Below are 19,035 nucleotides of genomic sequence, written 5' to 3'. Positions count from 1 at the left end.
ACCGGTTATCTGCCGCCTGGGTGATCAGGCGGCAACATGCCTTTCAGCGAAAATGGCGACGCTTCGCCAGAAGCCTCCACATTGAATGCCTGGATATCGAGCCGGTAATGTTCGTCCTTTGCTGCATCCAGAAAACGTTGCGCGTCCTGCGGCTCGACGATGTGAACCACATCAATGATGCGTGCGCCGATCTGTTGCCGGGCCTGCCGTTGGGCAGTGTCATAGCGGTGCAAGAGAATGATGGCCCATCCGCCCAGGGTGAAGTGCCCTGAAGCCACCACGCTCAGACTGCCATTGAGCTGAGCCCGCAGCGAAAGTGACGTGCCGTTGATAGCACTGAACAGCACGTCCTGCCCTGGCTTGCCGCCGCTCTCGCGCAATGCATCCATCGCACCGAACGCCATTTGCTCGTTGGCAGCCCATACCAGGCGTGTCTGCGGGTAGCGCTTGAACAGCACGCGAGCCTGCTCGAGCGCACGATCACGGCGCCAGCCACCCAGCGCAATCTGCCGCAGATGCACCTCTGGATGCTCCGACAGGGCACGCAGCATGCCTTTTTCACGCAGCAGGGAAACGGGCGTGGTGTTAGTCCCGGAAAACGCCAGCATGTCGATGACCTGACCGTCTGCGCCAGGCGCCGCGAGACGGATAAGCCGCTTTGCCGTCAGATAGCCGCCCTCTTCATCGTTACCCACCAGGCTGCCGATGAAGTCCGGATAACGTGAGGGCAGGTCACCGAGAATCCGAATCTGGTCCGCGGCCAGCGTATTGTTGACGGCAAACAGCTTCACCCCGCTGCCCACGGACATGCGCAGGACTTCAGGGGCAATATTCAGCTCATTGGAAAACAACAGGTAATCCGGGCGCTCGTCCCCTTGCAGTGTCGCTCGCGCCAGATCGAGCAACTTGCGGGTGTCGCGCTCGGTGTAGAGTATTTTCAGCGACATGCCAGTGGTGTCGGCGGCCGTCTGCATGACGCGGGAGTAACTCTGCCAATAGCCATCGGCTTCTGCGCCGGGACTCAAAAATACCACCGAGGCGGCATGTGTCGTCCCCACCCACAGATAACTGCACAGCATCAGCCAGCCAACATATAACGCCTTCATATCAACGAACCTTGAAGCAGCAGGGATTTATCGCCAAAAGCGAGTTATCGGCTGCAACAGCAAGGTTCTGGAGACTCCGGCAGATTCTTTATCAGCCCCTCACCGGCTGCTGGCCCAGAACATCGCGGCGCCTACCGCCAGAATGACAATGAATAAAATGGCCCAGGTATCCACGGATCTGCCTGGTTTGGCTACTTTCGGGTGCTTGCTCATCGCATCGCCTCTTGTCGGTCTTGTGGGTGATTGCACATGAATGGGAGTATCCCGACACCTGCTCGGTATCGTTCAACGCTCAGTTAAGTCGAGTCTTGCCCACACGGCAAGCAGGGATATGAACTGGCGCCGTTTTGCTTATCGCTTTTAGTGATTTGCATATATATAAACATCACTTTTATCGATAACTGCAAACTGCTATCGTCGCCTTCGCTCCCCGGGGAGTGCGCGGCCGTGCGCGCAGAATTGACCAGATGAAGCAGGAAACAACGAGCAGCGGGCTTTTTCCAGACTGACGCCACTGCCCTGCTTCATGACGAAGCCTGAGAACAGGACCTATATGTACGTATACGACGATTACGATCAGAAGATCATCGAGGACCGCGTCAAGCAGTTCCGGGATCAGACCCGACGCTACCTGGCCGGGGAACTGAGCGAAGAAGAGTTTCGACCGTTGCGCCTGCAAAACGGTCTTTATGTTCAGCGCTTCGCGCCAATGTTGCGCGTCGCCGTACCCTACGGCCAGCTGACCTCGCGCCAGGCGCGCATGATGGCGAAAATTGCGCGCGACTACGATAAAGGCTACGCGCACATCAGTACCCGCCAGAACGTACAGTTCAACTGGCCTGCACTTGAAGATGTTCCCGATATTCTCGCTGAACTGGCCACCGTGCAGATGCACGCTATCCAGACCAGCGGCAACTGCCTGCGCAACGTCACCACCGACCAGTTTGCCGGTGTGGCCGCAGATGAGCTGGTAGACCCGCGCCCATGGTGCGAGATCGTCCGTCAGTGGACCACCTTTCACCCTGAATTCGCTTACCTGCCGCGTAAGTTCAAGATTGCGATCAATGGTTCGACCAGTGACCGCGCAGCCATCGAAGTGCATGACATCGGCCTCGAGCCATTGCGCAACGAAGCGGGCGAGCTGGGCTTCCGCGTTCTGGTGGGTGGTGGCCTTGGCCGTACACCGGTCGTCGGTGCCTTCATCAATGAGTTCCTGCCGTGGCAGGATCTGCTGAGCTACCTCGACGCCATCCTGCGGGTCTACAACCGCTATGGCCGTCGCGACAACAAGTACAAGGCGCGAATCAAGATTCTGGTCAAGGCGCTGACCCCCGAAGTGTTCGCCGCCAAGGTCGACGCTGAAATGGCTCACCTGCGTGGCGGTCAGACCACCCTGACCGAAGCCGAAGTGCAGCGCGTGTCCCGGCACTTCGTTGACCCGCAATACAAGGCCCTCAGCGATCAGCACGCCGAACTGGCAGCGCTGGACGCTCAGCACCCCGGCTTCGCTCGCTGGCGTCAACGCAATGTGCTGGCGCACAAGAAGCCTGGCTACATTGCCGTGACCCTGTCGCTCAAGCCAACCGGCGTTGCTCCTGGCGATGTGACCGACAAGCAACTGGACGCCATCGCCGACCTGGCCGATCGCTACAGCTTCGGTCAACTGCGCACCTCTCACGAGCAGAACATCATCCTTGCCGATGTCGAACAGAGTGAGCTGTTCACCCTGTGGAACGAGCTGCGCGACAATGGTTTCGCCACACCGAACATCGGCCTTCTGACCGACATCATCTGCTGCCCGGGCGGTGATTTCTGCTCGCTGGCCAATGCCAAGTCGATCCCGATCGCCGAATCCATCCAGCGTCGTTTCGACGATCTGGACTACCTGTTCGATATCGGCGAGCTGGACCTGAATATCTCCGGTTGCATGAACGCCTGCGGGCACCACCATGTCGGCCATATCGGCGTGCTGGGCGTGGACAAGAAAGGTGAAGAGTTCTATCAGGTCTCGCTTGGCGGCAGCGCCAGCCGTGACGCGAGCCTGGGCAAGATTCTCGGCCCCTCCTTTGCGCAGGAGGCGATGCCGGACGTGATCGAGAAGCTGATCGACGTCTACGTTGAAAAACGGACCGAAGACGAGCGTTTCATCGACACCTACCAACGTATTGGCATTGACCCTTTCAAGGAGCGCGTCTATGCAGCGAATCATTAAGAACAACGAAGTCATCGATGAAACCTGGCATCTGCTGCCCAAGGACACGACCTTTGACAGCCTGTCGAACTGCGACGACCTGATCGTGCCGCTGGCGCTGTGGCGCGAACACGCGCATTCGCTGAAGGCACGTGACGGTGGTCTGGGTGTGTGGCTGGACAGTGATGAGGAAGCCGAGGAAATCGGCGAGGATGTCGACCAGTTTCAGGTCATCGCCTTGAATTTTCCGGCCTTCACTGATGGTCGCAGCTTCTCGAACGCGCGCCTGTTGCGTGATCGTTATGGCTACAAGGGTGAGTTGCGTGCCATTGGCGACGTGTTGCGCGATCAGTTGTTCTACATGCGCCGCTGTGGCTTCGATGCGTTTGCGGTGCGTGCCGACAAGGATCCGTACGAGGCGCTGGAAGGTCTGAAGGACTTCTCGGTCACCTATCAGGCCGCGACCGACGAGCCGCTGCCGCTGTTCAGGCGCCGCTGATTCAGGCGCCTTTGGATTTGGCTAAAGGCACAGCTCTGGAACTGATGACTATCGTTCCCATGCTCCGCGTGGGAATGCAGTTCGTGACGCTCTGCGTCACACGGCGGCTCTGGGATGTCAGGTGGATTGAGGTTCGACTCAAGTCAGCTTTTCACTCACACCTACCAGAACCGCTGCTGGGTCAAACGCCCCCACCACTTGGTGGCCAGTTGATCCGCTGAGGTGGCTGCCGCCATGCCCATGCGCTCTTGCAGGCTCTTGCGTTGCACGTAGTGCAGGTGGAACACATCGGCATCCTTGGCGCGCTCGGCCAGGTACTCGTCACTGGTCTTGAGTTCATCGACCAGCAGTTTGTCGACCGCTGCCATTCCGAGCCATACCTCGCCCGTTGCTACTTCGTCGATGGACAGTTGCGGGCGGTAGCTGGCAACGAAGTTCTTGAACAGGTCGTGGGTGATATCCAGGTCCTGCTGGAATTTCTCGCGGCCCTTCTCGGTGTTTTCGCCAAACACCGTCAGGGTCCGCTTGTATTCACCGGCGGTCAGCACTTCGAAATCGATGTCGTGCTTCTTCAACAGGCGATTGACGTTGGGCAGTTGAGCCACCACACCAATGGACCCCAGGATGGCGAACGGTGCGCTGATGATCTTGTTGCCGATACACGCCATCATGTAGCCGCCGCTGGCCGCGACCTTGTCGATGCACACGGTCAGCGGGATGCCTGCCTGACGAATGCGCGCCAGTTGCGAGGACGCCAGGCCGTAGCTGTGAACCATGCCGCCGCCGCTTTCCAGGCGCAGCACCACTTCGTCCTTGTCGGTGGCCAAAGTCAGCAGCGCGGTGATTTCATGACGCATGCTTTCAGTCGCCGAGGCCTTGATGTCCCCGTCGAAATCCAGCACGTAGACACGGGCCTTGGGCTCGGCCTGTTTTTTTTCTTTCTTCAGCGCCTTGCCCTGCTCCTTGCGCAGCGTCTTGAGGCGCTCCTTATCCAGCAATGACTGCTCAAGCCGTTCGCGCAGGCCCTTATAGAAATCATTGAGCCGGGTAACCTGCAATTGTCCGGACGACTTGCGACGACCCTTGCCACGCATGGACGCAATGGCAACCAGCACCACAACGATGGCGATCACCAGCGTCACGGTCTTGGCCAGAAAACTTGCGTAATCGACAACGAAATCCACGAATATCCCTCATTAGTGTCAGGCCCTTACCAATCAAGGGCTGTGATGAATGCAGCATACCGACGCCCTGTGCGGCGCACCAGCCAATGACCCGTTACAAACCATTAAAACGATGATTTCAAACGAGCGTATGTTTTTTCATTGACAGTCCCCCGGCATCCCTCATAACCTCGGTGAACCTTCAGCGTACCGAGAAGAAACGGACGTGGGCAGCATCTACCTGATACGACATGGCCAGGCCTCATTTGGTGCCGACAATTACGACGTGCTGTCGCCTATGGGGATTCGTCAGTCTCAGGTGCTGGGTGCCCATCTTGCCGAGCAAGGCCTGAGCTTTGATCGCTGTGTGTCCGGCGAGCTCATGCGCCAGAAAGACACCGCCCAGCATGTGCTCGGTCAGTACACCGAAGCAGGCCTCGATACGCCTGATGTGCAGTTGGACAGCGCGTTCGATGAGTTCGATGCCGAAGGTGTGATCAGGGCGTTGATACCGGCGCTGCTCGAAGACGAACCACAAGCGCTGGATATTCTGCGCGATGCCGCTGCAAATCCTGCAGGGTTCCAGCGCCTGTTCAACCTGATTACCGGGCGCTGGCTGAGTGGCAACCACGACACACCGGGGCTGCAAAGCTGGCAGGCGTTCGTGGCCCGCGTCGAAGCAGGTCTGAAGCGGATTCTTCAGGCTGCCGGCCCGCATGAGCGTATCGCGGTATTCACCTCCGGCGGCACCATTACCGCCCTGCTGCATCTGATTACCGGAATGCCTGCATCAAAGGCACTGGAGCTTCACTGGCACATCGTCAATACGTCGTTGCACCAGCTTAAATTCAAAGGCAACGACGTGACCCTGGCTTCCTTCAACGGTTACACGCATTTGCAACTGCTGAAGGCGCCGGAGCTCATCACCTATCGCTGAGCCCGGCCAATCGCGTCCTGCCGGACGCTGGCACTCACTCTAAAAGGATCACCACATGACCTCAGTAGCAGACGCCGTACAGACCATGAAAAACAAGTTCAACCCAGCTGCTGCTGCCGGTCTGGACCTGATCTTTGGCTTCGACATCACCGATGAAGACAAGCAATACGCCCTGATCGTCAAGGACGGCACCTGCGAATTGCAGGAAGGCAAAAACCCGGACGCCAACGTGACCCTGCTCATGGAAAGCGAGATCCTCAAGGGCATCGTCAGCGGCGAAACCGATGGCATGCAGGCGTTCATGGGTGGCAAGCTGCGTGCCGAAGGCGACATGATGCTGGCCATGAAGCTCAGCGAACTGTTCCCGGTATAAACCTGCCGCGCAGCAGACTGTACTACCTGAAAACCGAAGCCCTGCCGGCTTCGGTTTTTTATGCGCGCACGTTTCTACAAAACAGTGATCAGAGCCACTGATTGCCCGGCAACACGCTAGCCTATAAAGCGGTCACGCGCTTGATCGCGGATTGGACGATCATTAGATTAGTCAATAGTTTGCGCTGACCAAAATAAACACAAGGGATACGTATGGCACTGACTGACCAGTCCACCGAGATTCGCAGCGGCGAAGAACTGGATGCCTCCCTGATCGACGCGTACCTGAAGGCGCACATGCCGGATCTTCACGGCACGCCGACGATCAGTCAGTTTCCAGGCGGCGCATCGAACCTGACCTACCTGCTTCAGTACCCTGAGCGGGAACTGGTACTGCGTCGTCCGCCTTTCGGACACAAGGCGCGCTCCGCCCATGACATGGGTCGCGAGTACCGTATTCTCAATCAGCTCAAGGAAGCCTTTCCCTACTGTCCCGAGGCGTATCTGCACTGCACGGACGAGTCGCTGATCGGCTCGGAGTTCTACGTCATGCAGCGCGTCAAGGGGATCATCCTGCGCTCTGACCTGCCGCCGGAACTGGCGCTGGATGCAGCACAGACCGAAAAGCTGTGCAAAAACTTCATCGACAAAATGGTGGACCTGCACCGCGTCGATTATCAGGCCTGTGGCCTGGGTGACCTCGGCAAGCCGCAAGGCTATGTACAACGGCAGATTTCCGGCTGGTCCGAACGCTATGAAAAAGCGCTGACCCCGGACGCTCCGGCATGGGAGCAGGTCAAGCGCTGGCTGGTAGACAAAATGCCTGCCGACTCGCCCACCTCGAGCATCGTGCACAACGACTACCGTTTCGACAATGTGATCCTCGACCCGGCCAACCCGATGCACATCATCGGCGTGCTGGACTGGGAGTTGACCACGCTTGGCGATCCGCTCATGGACCTGGGCAACACCCTCGCCTACTGGGTACAGGCCGACGATCCAGCCCCGGTTCAATTGATGCGCCGCCAGCCGAGCAATGCGCCGGGGATGCTGACCCGCCAGGCATTTGTCGACTATTACGCCGAGCGCGCTGGCGTGCGCATAGACAATTTCGATTTTTACTACACCTATGGCCTGTTCCGTCTGGCCGGTATCGTGCAACAGATCTACTACCGGTTTTTCCATGGCCAGACCCAGGACAAACGCTTTGCCCAATTCATTCACATGAACAGGCTGCTGGAGCAGATGAGCCTGAGCGTGATCGAAAAATCCAGCCTCTGACCGCCAGCGCCAAGACAAGGAAATAACATGTCCAGAACCCAGCTCTTCGACCTTGATGGCAAGGTTGCATTCGTTTCAGGTGCCAGCCGAGGCATTGGTGAAGCCATTGCTCGACTACTGGCCCAGCAAGGCGCGCACGTTATCGTCTCAAGTCGCCGGCTCGAGGGTTGCCAGGCGGTGGCGGACGCCATCGTCAGCGAGGGTGGCAAGGCAACAGCCATCGCCTGCCACATCGGTGAGCTGGAACAGATAAGCAGTGCATTCGCGCAGATTCGCCAACAGTTCGGGCGCCTGGATGTATTGGTCAACAACGCCGCCACCAACCCGCAGTTCTGCAACGTGCTGGACACCGATCCCGGCGCCTTCCAGAAGACAGTCGACGTCAACATTCGCGGTTACTTTTTCATGTCCGTGGAAGCCGGCAAGCTGATGCGCGAGAACGGCGGCGGCAGCATTATTAACGTGGCGTCCATCAACGCGGTATCGCCGGGCGCCTATCAAGGCGTCTATTCGATGACTAAAGCAGCCGTGGTCAACATGACCAAGGTGTTTGCCAAGGAGTGCGCCGAGTTCGGTATTCGTTGTAACGCCCTGCTTCCCGGCTTGACCGACACCAAGTTCGCATCGGCACTGGTCAAGAACGACGCGATCCTCAATATGGCGCTGTCGCAGATCCCGCTGAAACGTGTTGCCGCTCCCAGCGAGATGGCCGGCGCGGTGCTTTACCTGGCCAGTGAGGCCTCCAGCTATACCACCGGCGTGGCGCTGAACGTCGACGGGGGCTTCTTATCCTGAAGATCCCTCTGACCGGCAGAAGGAAAATGAATTAATTTTCCATTTCTACAATATATGGAATATATTTTCCGCATAACAACAATCCTTTCTGGAGAATGTCATGCGGGAATCCCTTTCCACATCGCCTGCGCAACTGGGTATCGGACTGATCGGCACCGGTTTCATGGGCCGTGCCCATGCGTTGGCGTTCGGCAACGCCAACGCTGCGCTTGATCTGCCTGCACGCATCCGGCTCTCCGCGCTGGCGGACGCCGACAGTGCACGCGCCGAGCTATGCGCAAGCGCCTGGGGCTTCGACCGCAGTCATGCTGACTGGCAGCAATTGATCGATGATCCGCACGTACAGATCGTGGCGATTACCACCCCCAATCACCTGCACTTCCCCATGGCAATGGCCGCCATCGCCGCAGGCAAGGCGGTGTACTGCGAAAAACCGCTGGCCGTGAATCTCGCCCAGGCCGATGAAATGCGCCGCAGTGCCAAGGCTGCGGGTGTCGTCACTCAGGTCGGCTACAACTACCAGCACAACCCGATGATCGGTCTTGCCAGGGAAATGATCGAAGCCGGCGAACTGGGCGAGATCGTCAGCTTTCAGGGCGAGTTCAGCGAGGATTTCATGGGGAATCCGGCGTCACCCTGGTCGTGGCGCTGTGAAGCGGCGCATGCGGGCGGTGCGCTGGCCGATCTGGGCAGCCACTTGCTGGCGATGGCTCGTCATTTGCTGGGCGACGTCGAAGCAGTCTGCGCCGACTCCAGCACCGTACACCGTGAACGCCCGGCGAGCCTCGGCAGCCAGCAGATGCGCGCCATTGCAGTGGACGACCAGACCCACGCGCTACTGCGCTTTGCCAATGGTGCGCGCGGAACCTTCAGCAGCAGCTGGCTCAAACACGGCTACAAAAACCACCTGAGTTTCGAGATCAGCGGCACCAAGGGCACGCTGGCGTTCGATCAGGAGCGGCTTAACGAGCTGCGCCTCTATCGTACAGGCGCAGCCGGGCGCGATGGTTTTCAGCGTCTGCTGGCCGGCCCTGCACAACCGGGTTACGCCGCATTCTGCCCGGCTCCCGGCCACCAGCTGGGCTACAACGAGCTCAAGGCGCTCGAAGTACAAGCGCTCATCCAGGCCGTATGCGGTCAGCGCAGCCGTGGCCCGGACTTCGAGGAAGCGTGGCAAATCGAGCGCCTGGCGACGGCCATTCGCGTGGCCGCTGCCGAGCAACGCTGGGTCGCGCTCACCGACATCTGACTTCCTGCAAACGTTGTACAAGGGGTAGAATGCGCCACGTTCGGGCAGCCATTCTGCCCCCTTGCCGTCCTCGCCATAAGCCCTCTGCCACCATGCCTTTTGAACTCAGCGTCGACCTGACCACCCTCGCCATTCTTGCCGTGGTCGCTTTCATAGCGGGATTCATAGATGCCATCGCCGGTGGCGGCGGACTGCTGACCACCCCTGCGCTGATGACCGCCGGCCTGCCGCCGCATCTGGTGCTGGGCACCAACAAGCTCAGCTCGACCTTTGGTTCAGCGACGGCCAGTTTCACCTTCTACCGTCGCAAGCTGTTTGACCCAAGACAATGGCTGCATGCAGTGCTCGGCACTGCCGTCGGTGCTGCGCTTGGCGCAGTGATCGCCCATTACCTGCCAGCCGAATGGCTGAACCAGATGTTGCCGGTGATTGTGTTCGGTTGCGGGCTGTACTTGTTGTTTGGCGGCACGCCCAAGGCGCCCCTGGACAGCAACGCGCCGATCAAGAAGAAATGGCAGCTGCCACAAGGGCTGGGCCTGGGTTTCTACGACGGTGTTGCCGGGCCGGGTACCGGTGCCTTCTGGACAGTCAGTACCCTGCTGCTCTACCCGGTGGATCTGGTCAAGGCCAGCGGCGTGGCGCGCAGCATGAACTTCGTCAGCAATGCCGTGGCATTGTCGGTGTTCATCTTTTCTGGCCAGGTGGATTACATCATCGGCCTGAGCATGGGCCTTGCGGTGATGCTTGGTGCCTACTTCGGTGCAGGCACCGCGATCAAGGGCGGTGCCAAATTCATCCGCCCGGTGTTCATCACCGTGGTCCTGGGCCTGACCGTGCGCCTAGCCTGGCAGCACTGGTTCGGGGGCGCCTGAACGCTCGGCCAGGTACGCCTCGATAAGGTAACGGGCAATTGACCGATTGGCCGGTAACGGCGGCAGGTCATCGACATGAAACCAGCGTGCGTCTTCGATTTCTTCTGCCTGTGGCACAATTTCGCCGCTTTCGTATTCGGCATGGAACCCGAGCATCATCGAATGCGGAAACGGCCAGCACTGGCTGCCCCGGTACTTGAGGTTCTTGATGCGTACCTGCACCTCTTCCATCACCTCGCGGTGTACGCAGTCCTCAGCAGACTCACCCGGCTCCACGAACCCGGCCAGTGCGCTGTACATACCGGTGACGAAACGCGGTGAGCGGGCCAGCAGGATTTCATCACCCCGAGTAACCAGCACGATCATGCTCGGCGAAATACGCGGGTACAGCCGCAGGTTATCGTGCTCGCAGAACATCGCCCGCTCTCCGCGAATCTGCACGGTGGGACGACCGCAGGCACCGCAGAAACGGTGTTCCCTGGCCCATGTGCTGACTTGCGCGGCGTAGCCGAGCATCTGGAAAACAGCGAAATCGCCTTCCAGCATGAACTGACGCAAGCCCTGCCAGGCGCAACCCTCGACGCTAACCGAGCGTTCCAGCACCAGCAGGTAGACAGGCTCACCGTCGAAATAGCCGATGCCGTGCTCGCTCTGCACCGGCAGGTCCTGCGCAGCCAGCCAGCTTCTGGGGAACAGCACGCCGTTGGCATCCAGCAAAAAACCCTGATCCCCCTGAACCACAGCCAAACCGCCAGGGGCCTCGACATCCAGAACTGCAGTTGTCCAACGCTCCGGGCGCGACATGGAAAACTCCTTAGCTCAAACTAGAGCCTTGTCATGTATCAATTATCGAAGACCGGCTTCTGCTTGCTCATCTGCGCAGCCATCGCCAGCTTCAGGTCAGGTGATTGCAGCATGGCTGCGTTCCAGATGGCAACGTGTTCCAGACCGTCATCCACTCTGTGATTACGCATGTAGCTGATCATTTGCTTGGTGCCCTCGATGGCGATGGGCGATTTGCCGGCTATTTCCCGAGCCACCGCCAGGACACCCTGCAACAGACCGTCCGGGTCATCGAAGGTGCGATTGACCAGCCCGATCCGTTGCGCCTCTTCAGCGCCGACGGTACGCCCGGTGTAGGCCAGTTCGCGCAATACACCATCACCGATGATCCTTGGCAGCCTTTGCAGCGTGCCGACATCGGCAGCCATGCCCATGTCGATCTCGCGAATGGCGAACTGCGCGTCGGCCGCCGCATAACGCATGTCACACGCGGAAATCAGGTCGATGGCGCCGCCCAGGCAATAGCCTTGAATGGCGGCGAGAACCGGTTTTCGGCAATTGTCCACGGCAGTGAACGAGGCCTGCATGTCGCGGATCTTGCGCCGCAACAGACGGGCATTACGCCCGGCATCCTTGCCCATCTGGCTGGCGACCGAGGCCAGCAGAGCCAGATCGATGCCTGACGAAAAGTGTTTGCCCGCACCGCTGAGTACCACGACGCGTACCTCGTCAGTGCGCTCTATCCAGTCGAAAATGTCGATTATCTCCGTCCAGAACGACTCGTTCATTGCGTTGAGTTTTTCAGGCCGGTTGATTTGTACGTGAGCAATGCTGTCGGCCAGCTCGACCCGGAAACTTTGATAATCGGTCACGACGTGATCCTCAGGCAGATTGGGGTGTTCAGGTGCAGGACTATAACAACAGCACCCGATACATCGTAACCGGGCTGAACTGACATTCGCCGGACCCGCAAACCACCCGCACAGCTATATTGGATATGGCCGCCCCCCTCAAATAGAGGGAACGGCCGCATCACCTGAAGGTCCAGTAATGAATAGCAACAAAACCTGTGCGGTTATCAGAGGGCGATACTTGAATACGTCAAAAGCGGCAACCGGCATTGAAGGCCTGGACGACATCCTTGCAGGAGGTCTTTCACGCAGTCATGTGTTTCTTCTTGAGGGAGAGCCCGGAACCGGCAAGACAACTGTGGCCCTGCAATTTCTGCAGGCCGGAGCGGCAGCGGGCGAAATATCCCTGTACATCACCCTGTCCGAGACTGAAAGCGAGTTGCGCTCGGGTGCAGCCTCGCACGGCTGGGAGCTCGACGAACATATCAATATCTTCGAACTGACCCCGCCCGAAAGCCTGCTCGACGCCGATCACCACCAGAGCCTGCTCTACTCCTCTGACCTGGAGCTGGGCGAAGCAACGCGGCAGATATTCGAGGTGGTCGAGCGCGTCAAACCCACCCGTGTGGTGATCGACAGCCTCTCGGAAATCCGTCTTCTGGCGCAGAGTTCGTTGCGCTACAGGCGCCAGATTCTGGCCATCAAACATTACTTCACCCGCTACAACGCGACGGTACTGCTGCTGGATGACCTGACGACAGAGGCGCTGGACAAGACCGTGCACAGCGTTGCCCACGGCGTTATCCGCCTCGAAGCACTGACACCTACTTACGGTGCCGAGCGCAGACGTTTGAAAATCGTCAAATACCGTGGCCAGAAGTACCGCGGTGGTTTTCATGACTTCAACATTGCCGAGAACGGTATTCAAGTCTTCCCGCGCCTGGTGGCTGCCGAGCACCGCTCCAACTACGCGCGCACTCAATTGAGCAGTGGCATCAAGGAGCTGGACGACCTGCTGGGCGGCGGCATCGAGGGCGGCTCCAGCACCCTGATTCTCGGCCCGGCCGGGACCGGGAAATCGCTCATCTCGCTGGTTTTTGCCGCACAGGCGGTGGCGCGCGGCGAGCGTGTCGGCCTGTTCATATTCGATGAGGAAATGGGCCTGCTGTTCGAGCGCATGCTCAAACTGGGTATCGACCTGCGTGCGCTGCAGGAAACCGGCAATCTGGTGGTCGAACAGATCGACGCGGCAGAGCTGTCCCCAGGTGAATTCGCACACCGCGTGCGGCGCGCAGTCGATAGAAAGCAGATAAAGACCGTGATTATCGACAGTATCAACGGCTATCAGGCGGCAATGCCGGAAGAAAGCGCGCTGGTTTTGCATATGCACGAGCTGCTGCTCTACCTCAACCGCCAGGGCGCCTCGACCTTCATGACCGTAGCGCAACACGGACTGGTGGGCGACATGCGCTCGCCGGTGGACATTACCTACCTTGCCGACAGCGTGATTCTGTTGCGCTATTTCGAAGCGCTGGGTCAGGTACGCCGTGCCATATCGATCATCAAGAAACGTACCGGCACTCACGAATCCACTATCCGAGAGTACCGCATCAGTTCCAGCGGACTGAAAATCGGCGAACCGCTGGCGGCCTTTCAGGGCGTGCTGCGCGGTGTGCCGTCATACATGGGTGACAAGAAACCGCTGCTGGAGGATGACGACCTGTGAGTACTCCAGGTCTGTTGTCAGAGCGCGCGATCATTCTCGCCCCACGCGGGCGGGACAGCCAGATCGCCACGCGTATTCTCGACGAAGCGGGCTATCCGTCAACGGTAGCCCATGATGTGTCCGAGCTGGTCAGAGAGCTGAGCGCGGGCGCTGGCCTGGCGATTATCGCCGACGAGGCACTGCGCAACGCCGACATGACCCCGTTGCTCGAACTCCTTGGCCGCCAGCCGCCCTGGTCGGACTTGCCGATCGTTTTGCTGACCCATCACGGCGGACCGGATCACAACCCGTCGGCACGCATGGGCAACCTGCTGGGCAACGTGACCTTTCTTGAACGCCCTTTCCATCCCGTCACGCTGGTCAGTCTGGTCATGACCGCTGTACGTGGTCGTAGACGCCAGTATGAAGCCCGGGCGCGCATGGAGGACCTGCACGAAAGTGAAGGCCGCCTGCAGAACGCCCTGAAGGCTGGCAGGCTGGGCTCATGGGTGCTGGAAGCGGAACACCTCAAGCTGACCTGTTCGGACATCACCAAAAGTCATTACGGCCGCGATGAGCAGAATACGCTTGATTACCAGGAGTGGCTGGCCGCCGTCTACTTCGAAGACCAACCGAGGATGCAATCGGCGCTGCAGCGCAGCCTGGACACCGGTGTCGACTTGATCATCGAATACCGTAATGTCTGGCCGGATGGCTCACTCAATTGGGTGGATGTACGCGCCCGGGCCACTCGCAGCAAGAACGGCCTGATCGGCTCCCTTGCCGGTGTGACCTCTGACATCACCGAGCGCAAACAGGCCGAGTCGCAATTGCGCCGCCTCAACGAAACGCTCGAACAACAGGTTGAAGAGCGAACCTCGCAGTTGCGTCACAAAGAGGAGATTCTGCGCCAGTCACAGAAAATGGAAGCGGTCGGCCAGTTGACCGGCGGGATTGCCCATGACTTCAACAACATGCTGACCGGCATTATCGGCAGCCTGGAGTTGATAAGGCGCCGGCTGGCGCGTGGCCGCATCGAAGACCTGAATGGCCTGATCGATCTGGGGGTCACATCGGCCAACCGCGCGGCCGCCCTGACCCATCGGCTGCTGGCCTTCTCGCGGCGTCAGTCGCTGGACTCCAAGCCGGTCGAAATGAACCATCTGGTCAATGCCATGGACGAACTGCTGCAGCGCAGCGTCAACGAGAGCATTCACCTGCAACTGCGTCTTGCGCACGATCTGTGGACCGCAGAAGCCGACCCCAACCAGTTGGAGAGCGCCCTGCTCAATCTGGTACTCAATGCCCGCGATGCCATGCCTGATGGCGGTACGCTGGTGGTCGAGACCTCCAATCAGCAGCTGGACAGATCGTTTACCAACGCCTACGAGAACCTGCTGCCAGGTGACTATGTCGTGCTGAGCGTCAGTGACAATGGCTGCGGCATGCCTGAAACCGTCATCAGTCGGGCGTTCGACCCCTTCTTCACCACCAAACCCATCGGCCAGGGCACTGGCCTGGGGCTTTCGATGATCTACGGCTTCAGCAAGCAATCGCACGGCCACGTCCTGATCAAGAGCGAGGTCGGCGTCGGCACTACCGTACAACTGTTTCTGCCGCGCTTTAAGGGGCTTGCGTCTGAGGCCGAGCAGAGCTTCCAGAGCAATGCCATTTATGCCGAGAATGGCGAAACCGTGTTGATTGTCGAAGACGACCCGGCCGTGCGTACGCTGGTCAGTGAGGTGCTCGGTGAGCTGGGCTACACCTTCATCGAGGCCGGAGAAGCGTCGGACGCGGTGCCGATACTCGAATCAGGACAGCGCATCGATCTGTTGATCAGCGATGTCGGACTGCCAGGCATGAACGGCAGGCAGCTGGCGGAAATAGCCAGACAACTGCGGCCGGAGCTCAAGGTGCTGTTCATCACCGGCTACGCAGAACATGCGGCGGTGCGCGGAGGTTTTCTGGACACAGGGATGCAATTGATCACCAAACCCTTTGCGTTCGATCACCTGACTTCAAAAGTACGGGAAATGATAGAAGCCTGAGCAATGCTCAGGCTTCAGGTAGCGCAGATTTGTCCAGTTGCCGCCCACTCGTCATCAAGCCAGCAGTTTCTGAATCTGGGTATGCAAGGTGTCCATGGTGAAGGGCTTGGCGAGAATGGGTGCCTTCAACGCAATCGGGCTGCCCGAATCGAGTATCTCCGCCGGATAACCGCTGATGAAAATCACCTTCAACTCAGGCCGCAGCATGATCGCAGGCTCGGCAATCTGGACGCCCGAAACGCCGCCCGGCAGCCGATAATCGGTGATCATCAGGTCGAGATGGGGTTTGGTCGCCAGAATCTCGAAAGCCTGCTCGCCGTTCTCGGCTTTCAGGACACGATAACCCTCACCCGACAGATAATCGGCCAGAAGCATCAGGATCAGGGGCTCGTCTTCGACGATTAGTACGACGTTTTCTGCATCAGCGCTCATTGAACTGCCTTTGATCTTATAAATAGCTGCCATTACGACCACGGCACGCGTGGGAGGTTGCGCCAACCTGTGATTAAACTTGACTGCCGGTGGCGGCGACCTTAAAGAGGCAGACAGATACGAAACACCGAGCCCTTGCCCTCTTCACTCTCCACTTCGATGCGACCGCCGTGCGCCATGACGATCTGATCGGAAATGAACAGCCCAAGACCTAATCCGGCAACAGCGTGATTGCTCGACACTCGCTCGAACTGCTGAAAGATACGCTTCTGGTTTTCGGCCGTAATGCCAATACCTTGATCCCTGACTTCGATGAACGCCTCGCTGTCCTTGCTGTACACATGCACTTCAATCGGCTTTCGCGCACCGTAACGCAGCGCGTTGGTGAGCAGATTGGCAACCACCTGCTCGATACGGAATTCGTCCCAGACGCCGATTACCGGCTGTTCGGCAAACCGGGTGACGCTGGAATCGGCGGCAGCGATCTGTGCGGCAAAGCTTTCCAGCAGCTGCGTGACCAGTTCGCTGAGGTCGAACGGGCTCGGTCTGATCGACAGCTTGCCGGTGCGGATCCTCGATACATCGAGCATGTCTTCGATGAGGCGGATAAGACTCTGAATCTGTCGCTCATCGCGATCGACCATCGCGTGCAGCTTCTCCATGGTAAACGCCGCGGCGTTGTCCTTGGCCAGGTGCAGCTTGCGCAGCTGGGTCTCCAGAATAAGGCCGTTGAGCGGCGTGCGCACCTCGTGGGAGACGATGGACATGAAGTCATCCCGCATGCGAATCGCGTGTTCCAGCTCGCCCTGAGTCGACTGCAGACGCTTGAGCAAGGCTTCCTGCTCCTGGCGACTGCGCTCAAGCTCCTCGACCTGTAGTTTCATGGCCTTGCGCTGTCGGTAGAGATCGACGAACACATTGACCTTGCTCTTTACCGCGTGAATATCCAGCGGCTTGTGCAGGAAGTCCACAGCACCGCTTTCATAGCCCTTGAAGGCGTAATTCAGCTCGCGCCCGGCAGCACTGACGAAGACGATTGGAATGCTTTTGGTCTTTTCCGTGCTGCGCATCAGCTCGGCCAGCTCGAAGCCGTTCATCCCGGGCATCTGAACGTCGAGGATGGCCATGGCGAATTCGTGCTGAAGTAGCAGTGACAGTGCTTCGTCCGCAGACAGCGCCTTGTAGACGATTCGATCGCCACGCTTGATCAGCGCTTCGAGCGCCAGCAGGTTTTCCGGCAAATCATCGACGATGAGCAGTTTTGCCTGAATTTCACTTAACATGCGGTTCGTTCCAGCTCGACCAGCAAGCGGCCAATATCGTTCAGGGAAAGGAGGTAATCGGGCGAGTGCAGCGCCAGGCCCGCTTCAGGCATGGTAGACGCCTGGGCCTGCGCGGGGTCCTGAATTACCGTGAAACCACCGTACTTCTTGATCTGCAGCAATCCGTTCGCGCCGTCATTATTGGCACCGGTCAACAGCACGCCAGCCAGTCGCGGCGCATAGGCATCAGCGGCCGAACCGAACAGAATGTCGATACTGGGCCTTGAATAAAACACCTTGTCCTCCTGACTCAGTGACAGGGAAAAGTCGGACTCCACCGAGACGTGATAGCCCGCTGGCGCAACGTACAAAGTGCCGGGCACGATGCTCTCCTTGTCGTCGGCTTCCTTGACCGGAATTGCCAGACGGTTCTGAAACACATTGGCCAACTGGCTGTGCCGATCATCAGGTAGATGCAGAACCATCAGGATAGGCAATGAAAACCCTCTGCGCAGACCGCTGAATATTTTCAGCAGGGCTTCCACGCCGCCCGCCGAGGCACCGACCACAATGGCATCGACCACGGGTAACGCGTGGCTGGGCGCTTCATCGCCAAACGTGGTTCTCATGATTTCCGGTAAATCCGCTCGGGTTTCACCAGCGCCTCGAAGTCGCCACCGTAGGCGGAAAATTCCAGCGTTTCCTTGCTGCCCAGCGCCAGAAAGCCACGATGACACAACGAATCATGAAACAACCCGAACGCTCGATCCTGAAGCTTTTTGTTGAAATAAATCAGTACGTTACGGCAAGAAATAAATTGCGTTTCGGAGAATACACTATCTGTGGCCAGACTGTGATCGGCAAACGTGACGTTCTCGCACAGCGTCTTGTCGAAGATCGCATAGTCATAGGCAGACGTGTAGTACTCGGCAAAATCGCGCTGCCCTCCCGCCTTTCGATAGTTCTCGGCATAGGCCCGCACGTTGTCCATGGAGAAGATGCCCTGCTTGGCCTTTTCCAGCGAGCTGGGGTTGATATCGGTCGCATAGATGATGGTCCGCTCCAACAGCCCTTCCTCGCGCAACAGAATAGCCGTGGAATAGACCTCTTCGCCCGTGCTGCAACCGGCGATCCATACCTTGAGTGACGGGTAAGTGCGCAGCACCGGCACAACTTCGTTGCGGATCGCCAGAAAGTGCGACGGGTCACGAAACATCTCACTGACCGGAATCGTGAGAATCTGCAGCAGCTGCATGAACGCTGCAGGATCATGGAGCACACGCTCCTGCAAGGCGGAGATGGTTGCACAATCGAACTGACGCAACGCATGGATCACGCGGCGCTTCACCGAAGCGCCGGAGTAGTCACGAAAGTCGTAGCTGTACTGAAGATAAATCGCTTCGATCAGCAGGCGCAGTTCGATGTCCATGCTTCGATCAATGGGCATGGTACCGCCCGGGGCTGGCATCGCAGACGCCCCTCCATTCAA

At 58.7% G+C, this 19,035-nt stretch carries 18 protein-coding genes; 10 read left to right on the top strand and 8 right to left on the bottom strand.

The genetic code is table 11. The annotated features are described in order from the left end of the window. Window positions 1-5: 5 nt before the first annotated feature. A complete protein-coding gene (locus LIX91_RS07365; protein ID WP_003410274.1) occupies window positions 6-1,106 on the bottom strand; it encodes an ABC transporter substrate-binding protein in 1,101 nt (366 codons plus the stop codon). 553 nt (window positions 1,107-1,659) lie between these two features. Here LIX91_RS07365 and LIX91_RS07360 point away from each other — a divergent pair. Both LIX91_RS07360 and LIX91_RS07355 read left to right on the top strand, forming a co-directional pair. Further along, window positions 1,660-3,318 carry a nitrite/sulfite reductase gene (locus tag LIX91_RS07360; RefSeq protein ID WP_003410272.1) on the top strand — a complete coding sequence of 553 codons (1,659 nt, stop codon included), beginning with the start codon at window positions 1,660-1,662 and terminating at the stop codon, window positions 3,316-3,318. Beyond that, window positions 3,302-3,796 (top strand): DUF934 domain-containing protein, encoded by a 495-nt coding sequence (locus LIX91_RS07355; RefSeq protein ID WP_003410270.1) that lies wholly within the window; start codon window positions 3,302-3,304, stop codon window positions 3,794-3,796. The genes LIX91_RS07360 and LIX91_RS07355 overlap by 17 nt, the downstream gene beginning before the upstream one ends. Before the next feature lie 161 nt (window positions 3,797-3,957). Here LIX91_RS07355 and sohB read toward each other — a convergent pair whose 3' ends face one another. Next, window positions 3,958-4,980 (bottom strand): protease SohB, encoded by a 1,023-nt coding sequence (gene sohB, locus LIX91_RS07350; protein ID WP_003369385.1) that lies wholly within the window; start codon window positions 4,978-4,980, stop codon window positions 3,958-3,960. Between the two features lie 205 nt (window positions 4,981-5,185). On the opposite strand from sohB, the gene LIX91_RS07345 reads away from it, so the two are divergent. The 6 genes from LIX91_RS07345 (at window position 5,186) to LIX91_RS07320 (ending at window position 10,465) form a co-directional block, all read left to right on the top strand. Further along, window positions 5,186-5,896, top strand: a complete 711-nt coding sequence (locus LIX91_RS07345; RefSeq protein WP_103695535.1) for a histidine phosphatase family protein — start codon at window positions 5,186-5,188, stop codon at window positions 5,894-5,896. 55 nt (window positions 5,897-5,951) lie between these two features. Further along, window positions 5,952-6,269: an SCP2 sterol-binding domain-containing protein gene (locus LIX91_RS07340; protein ID WP_103695534.1), complete on the top strand. Its 318-nt coding sequence runs from the start codon at window positions 5,952-5,954 to the stop codon at window positions 6,267-6,269. A 212-nt stretch (window positions 6,270-6,481) separates the two neighbouring features. Continuing rightward, on the top strand, window positions 6,482-7,549 hold the full coding sequence (locus tag LIX91_RS07335; RefSeq protein WP_226488252.1) for a phosphotransferase family protein: 1,068 nt from the start codon (window positions 6,482-6,484) through the stop codon (window positions 7,547-7,549). A 27-nt stretch (window positions 7,550-7,576) separates the two neighbouring features. Continuing rightward, window positions 7,577-8,344 carry an SDR family oxidoreductase gene (locus LIX91_RS07330; RefSeq protein WP_003348996.1) on the top strand — a complete coding sequence of 256 codons (768 nt, stop codon included), beginning with the start codon at window positions 7,577-7,579 and terminating at the stop codon, window positions 8,342-8,344. Window positions 8,345-8,444: 100 nt separating this feature from the next. Continuing rightward, entirely contained in the window at window positions 8,445-9,593 is a 1,149-nt protein-coding gene (locus tag LIX91_RS07325) for a Gfo/Idh/MocA family protein (protein WP_226488251.1), read from the top strand. A 92-nt stretch (window positions 9,594-9,685) separates the two neighbouring features. Further along, on the top strand, window positions 9,686-10,465 hold the full coding sequence (locus LIX91_RS07320; RefSeq protein WP_003318068.1) for a TSUP family transporter: 780 nt from the start codon (window positions 9,686-9,688) through the stop codon (window positions 10,463-10,465). On the opposite strand, the gene nudC is transcribed toward LIX91_RS07320, so the two are convergent. Together nudC and LIX91_RS07310 are read right to left on the bottom strand one after the other, a co-directional pair. Beyond that, the gene (gene nudC / locus LIX91_RS07315) at window positions 10,433-11,269 is read right to left on the bottom strand and encodes an NAD(+) diphosphatase (RefSeq protein ID WP_016568067.1); all 837 of its coding nucleotides are present in this window, start codon (window positions 11,267-11,269) and stop codon (window positions 10,433-10,435) included. The genes LIX91_RS07320 and nudC overlap by 33 nt on opposite strands. A 38-nt stretch (window positions 11,270-11,307) precedes the next feature. Beyond that, window positions 11,308-12,120 carry a crotonase/enoyl-CoA hydratase family protein gene (locus LIX91_RS07310; RefSeq protein ID WP_226488250.1) on the bottom strand — a complete coding sequence of 271 codons (813 nt, stop codon included), beginning with the start codon at window positions 12,118-12,120 and terminating at the stop codon, window positions 11,308-11,310. 220 nt (window positions 12,121-12,340) lie between these two features. On the opposite strand from LIX91_RS07310, the gene LIX91_RS07305 reads away from it, so the two are divergent. Together LIX91_RS07305 and LIX91_RS07300 are read left to right on the top strand one after the other, a co-directional pair. Next, the gene (locus LIX91_RS07305; protein ID WP_003416453.1) at window positions 12,341-13,825 is read left to right on the top strand and encodes an ATPase domain-containing protein; all 1,485 of its coding nucleotides are present in this window, start codon (window positions 12,341-12,343) and stop codon (window positions 13,823-13,825) included. Continuing rightward, complete coding sequence (locus LIX91_RS07300) at window positions 13,822-15,852, top strand: response regulator (protein ID WP_003410245.1); 2,031 nt, start codon at window positions 13,822-13,824, stop codon at window positions 15,850-15,852. The genes LIX91_RS07305 and LIX91_RS07300 overlap by 4 nt, the downstream gene beginning before the upstream one ends. A 54-nt stretch (window positions 15,853-15,906) precedes the next feature. Here the strand turns inward: LIX91_RS07300 and LIX91_RS07295 are convergent, their stop codons facing one another. From LIX91_RS07295 to LIX91_RS07280, 4 genes are all read right to left on the bottom strand, one after another. After that, window positions 15,907-16,284 carry a response regulator gene (locus tag LIX91_RS07295; RefSeq protein ID WP_003318062.1) on the bottom strand — a complete coding sequence of 126 codons (378 nt, stop codon included), beginning with the start codon at window positions 16,282-16,284 and terminating at the stop codon, window positions 15,907-15,909. A gap of 101 nt (window positions 16,285-16,385) precedes the next feature. Continuing rightward, window positions 16,386-17,567: a hybrid sensor histidine kinase/response regulator gene (locus LIX91_RS07290; protein ID WP_003410242.1), complete on the bottom strand. Its 1,182-nt coding sequence runs from the start codon at window positions 17,565-17,567 to the stop codon at window positions 16,386-16,388. Then, window positions 17,561-18,175: a chemotaxis protein CheB gene (locus LIX91_RS07285; protein WP_003410240.1), complete on the bottom strand. Its 615-nt coding sequence runs from the start codon at window positions 18,173-18,175 to the stop codon at window positions 17,561-17,563. Before LIX91_RS07285 ends, LIX91_RS07290 begins: the two co-directional genes overlap by 7 nt. Then, a complete protein-coding gene (locus LIX91_RS07280; RefSeq protein WP_003318059.1) occupies window positions 18,172-18,993 on the bottom strand; it encodes a CheR family methyltransferase in 822 nt (273 codons plus the stop codon). Before LIX91_RS07280 ends, LIX91_RS07285 begins: the two co-directional genes overlap by 4 nt. Window positions 18,994-19,035 lie beyond the last annotated feature (42 nt).

The sequence above is a fragment of the Pseudomonas sp. B20 genome, assembly GCF_020515755.1.
Taxonomy (GTDB): domain Bacteria; phylum Pseudomonadota; class Gammaproteobacteria; order Pseudomonadales; family Pseudomonadaceae; genus Aquipseudomonas; species Aquipseudomonas syringae.
This window is presented reverse-complemented; position numbering and strand designations above follow the sequence as displayed.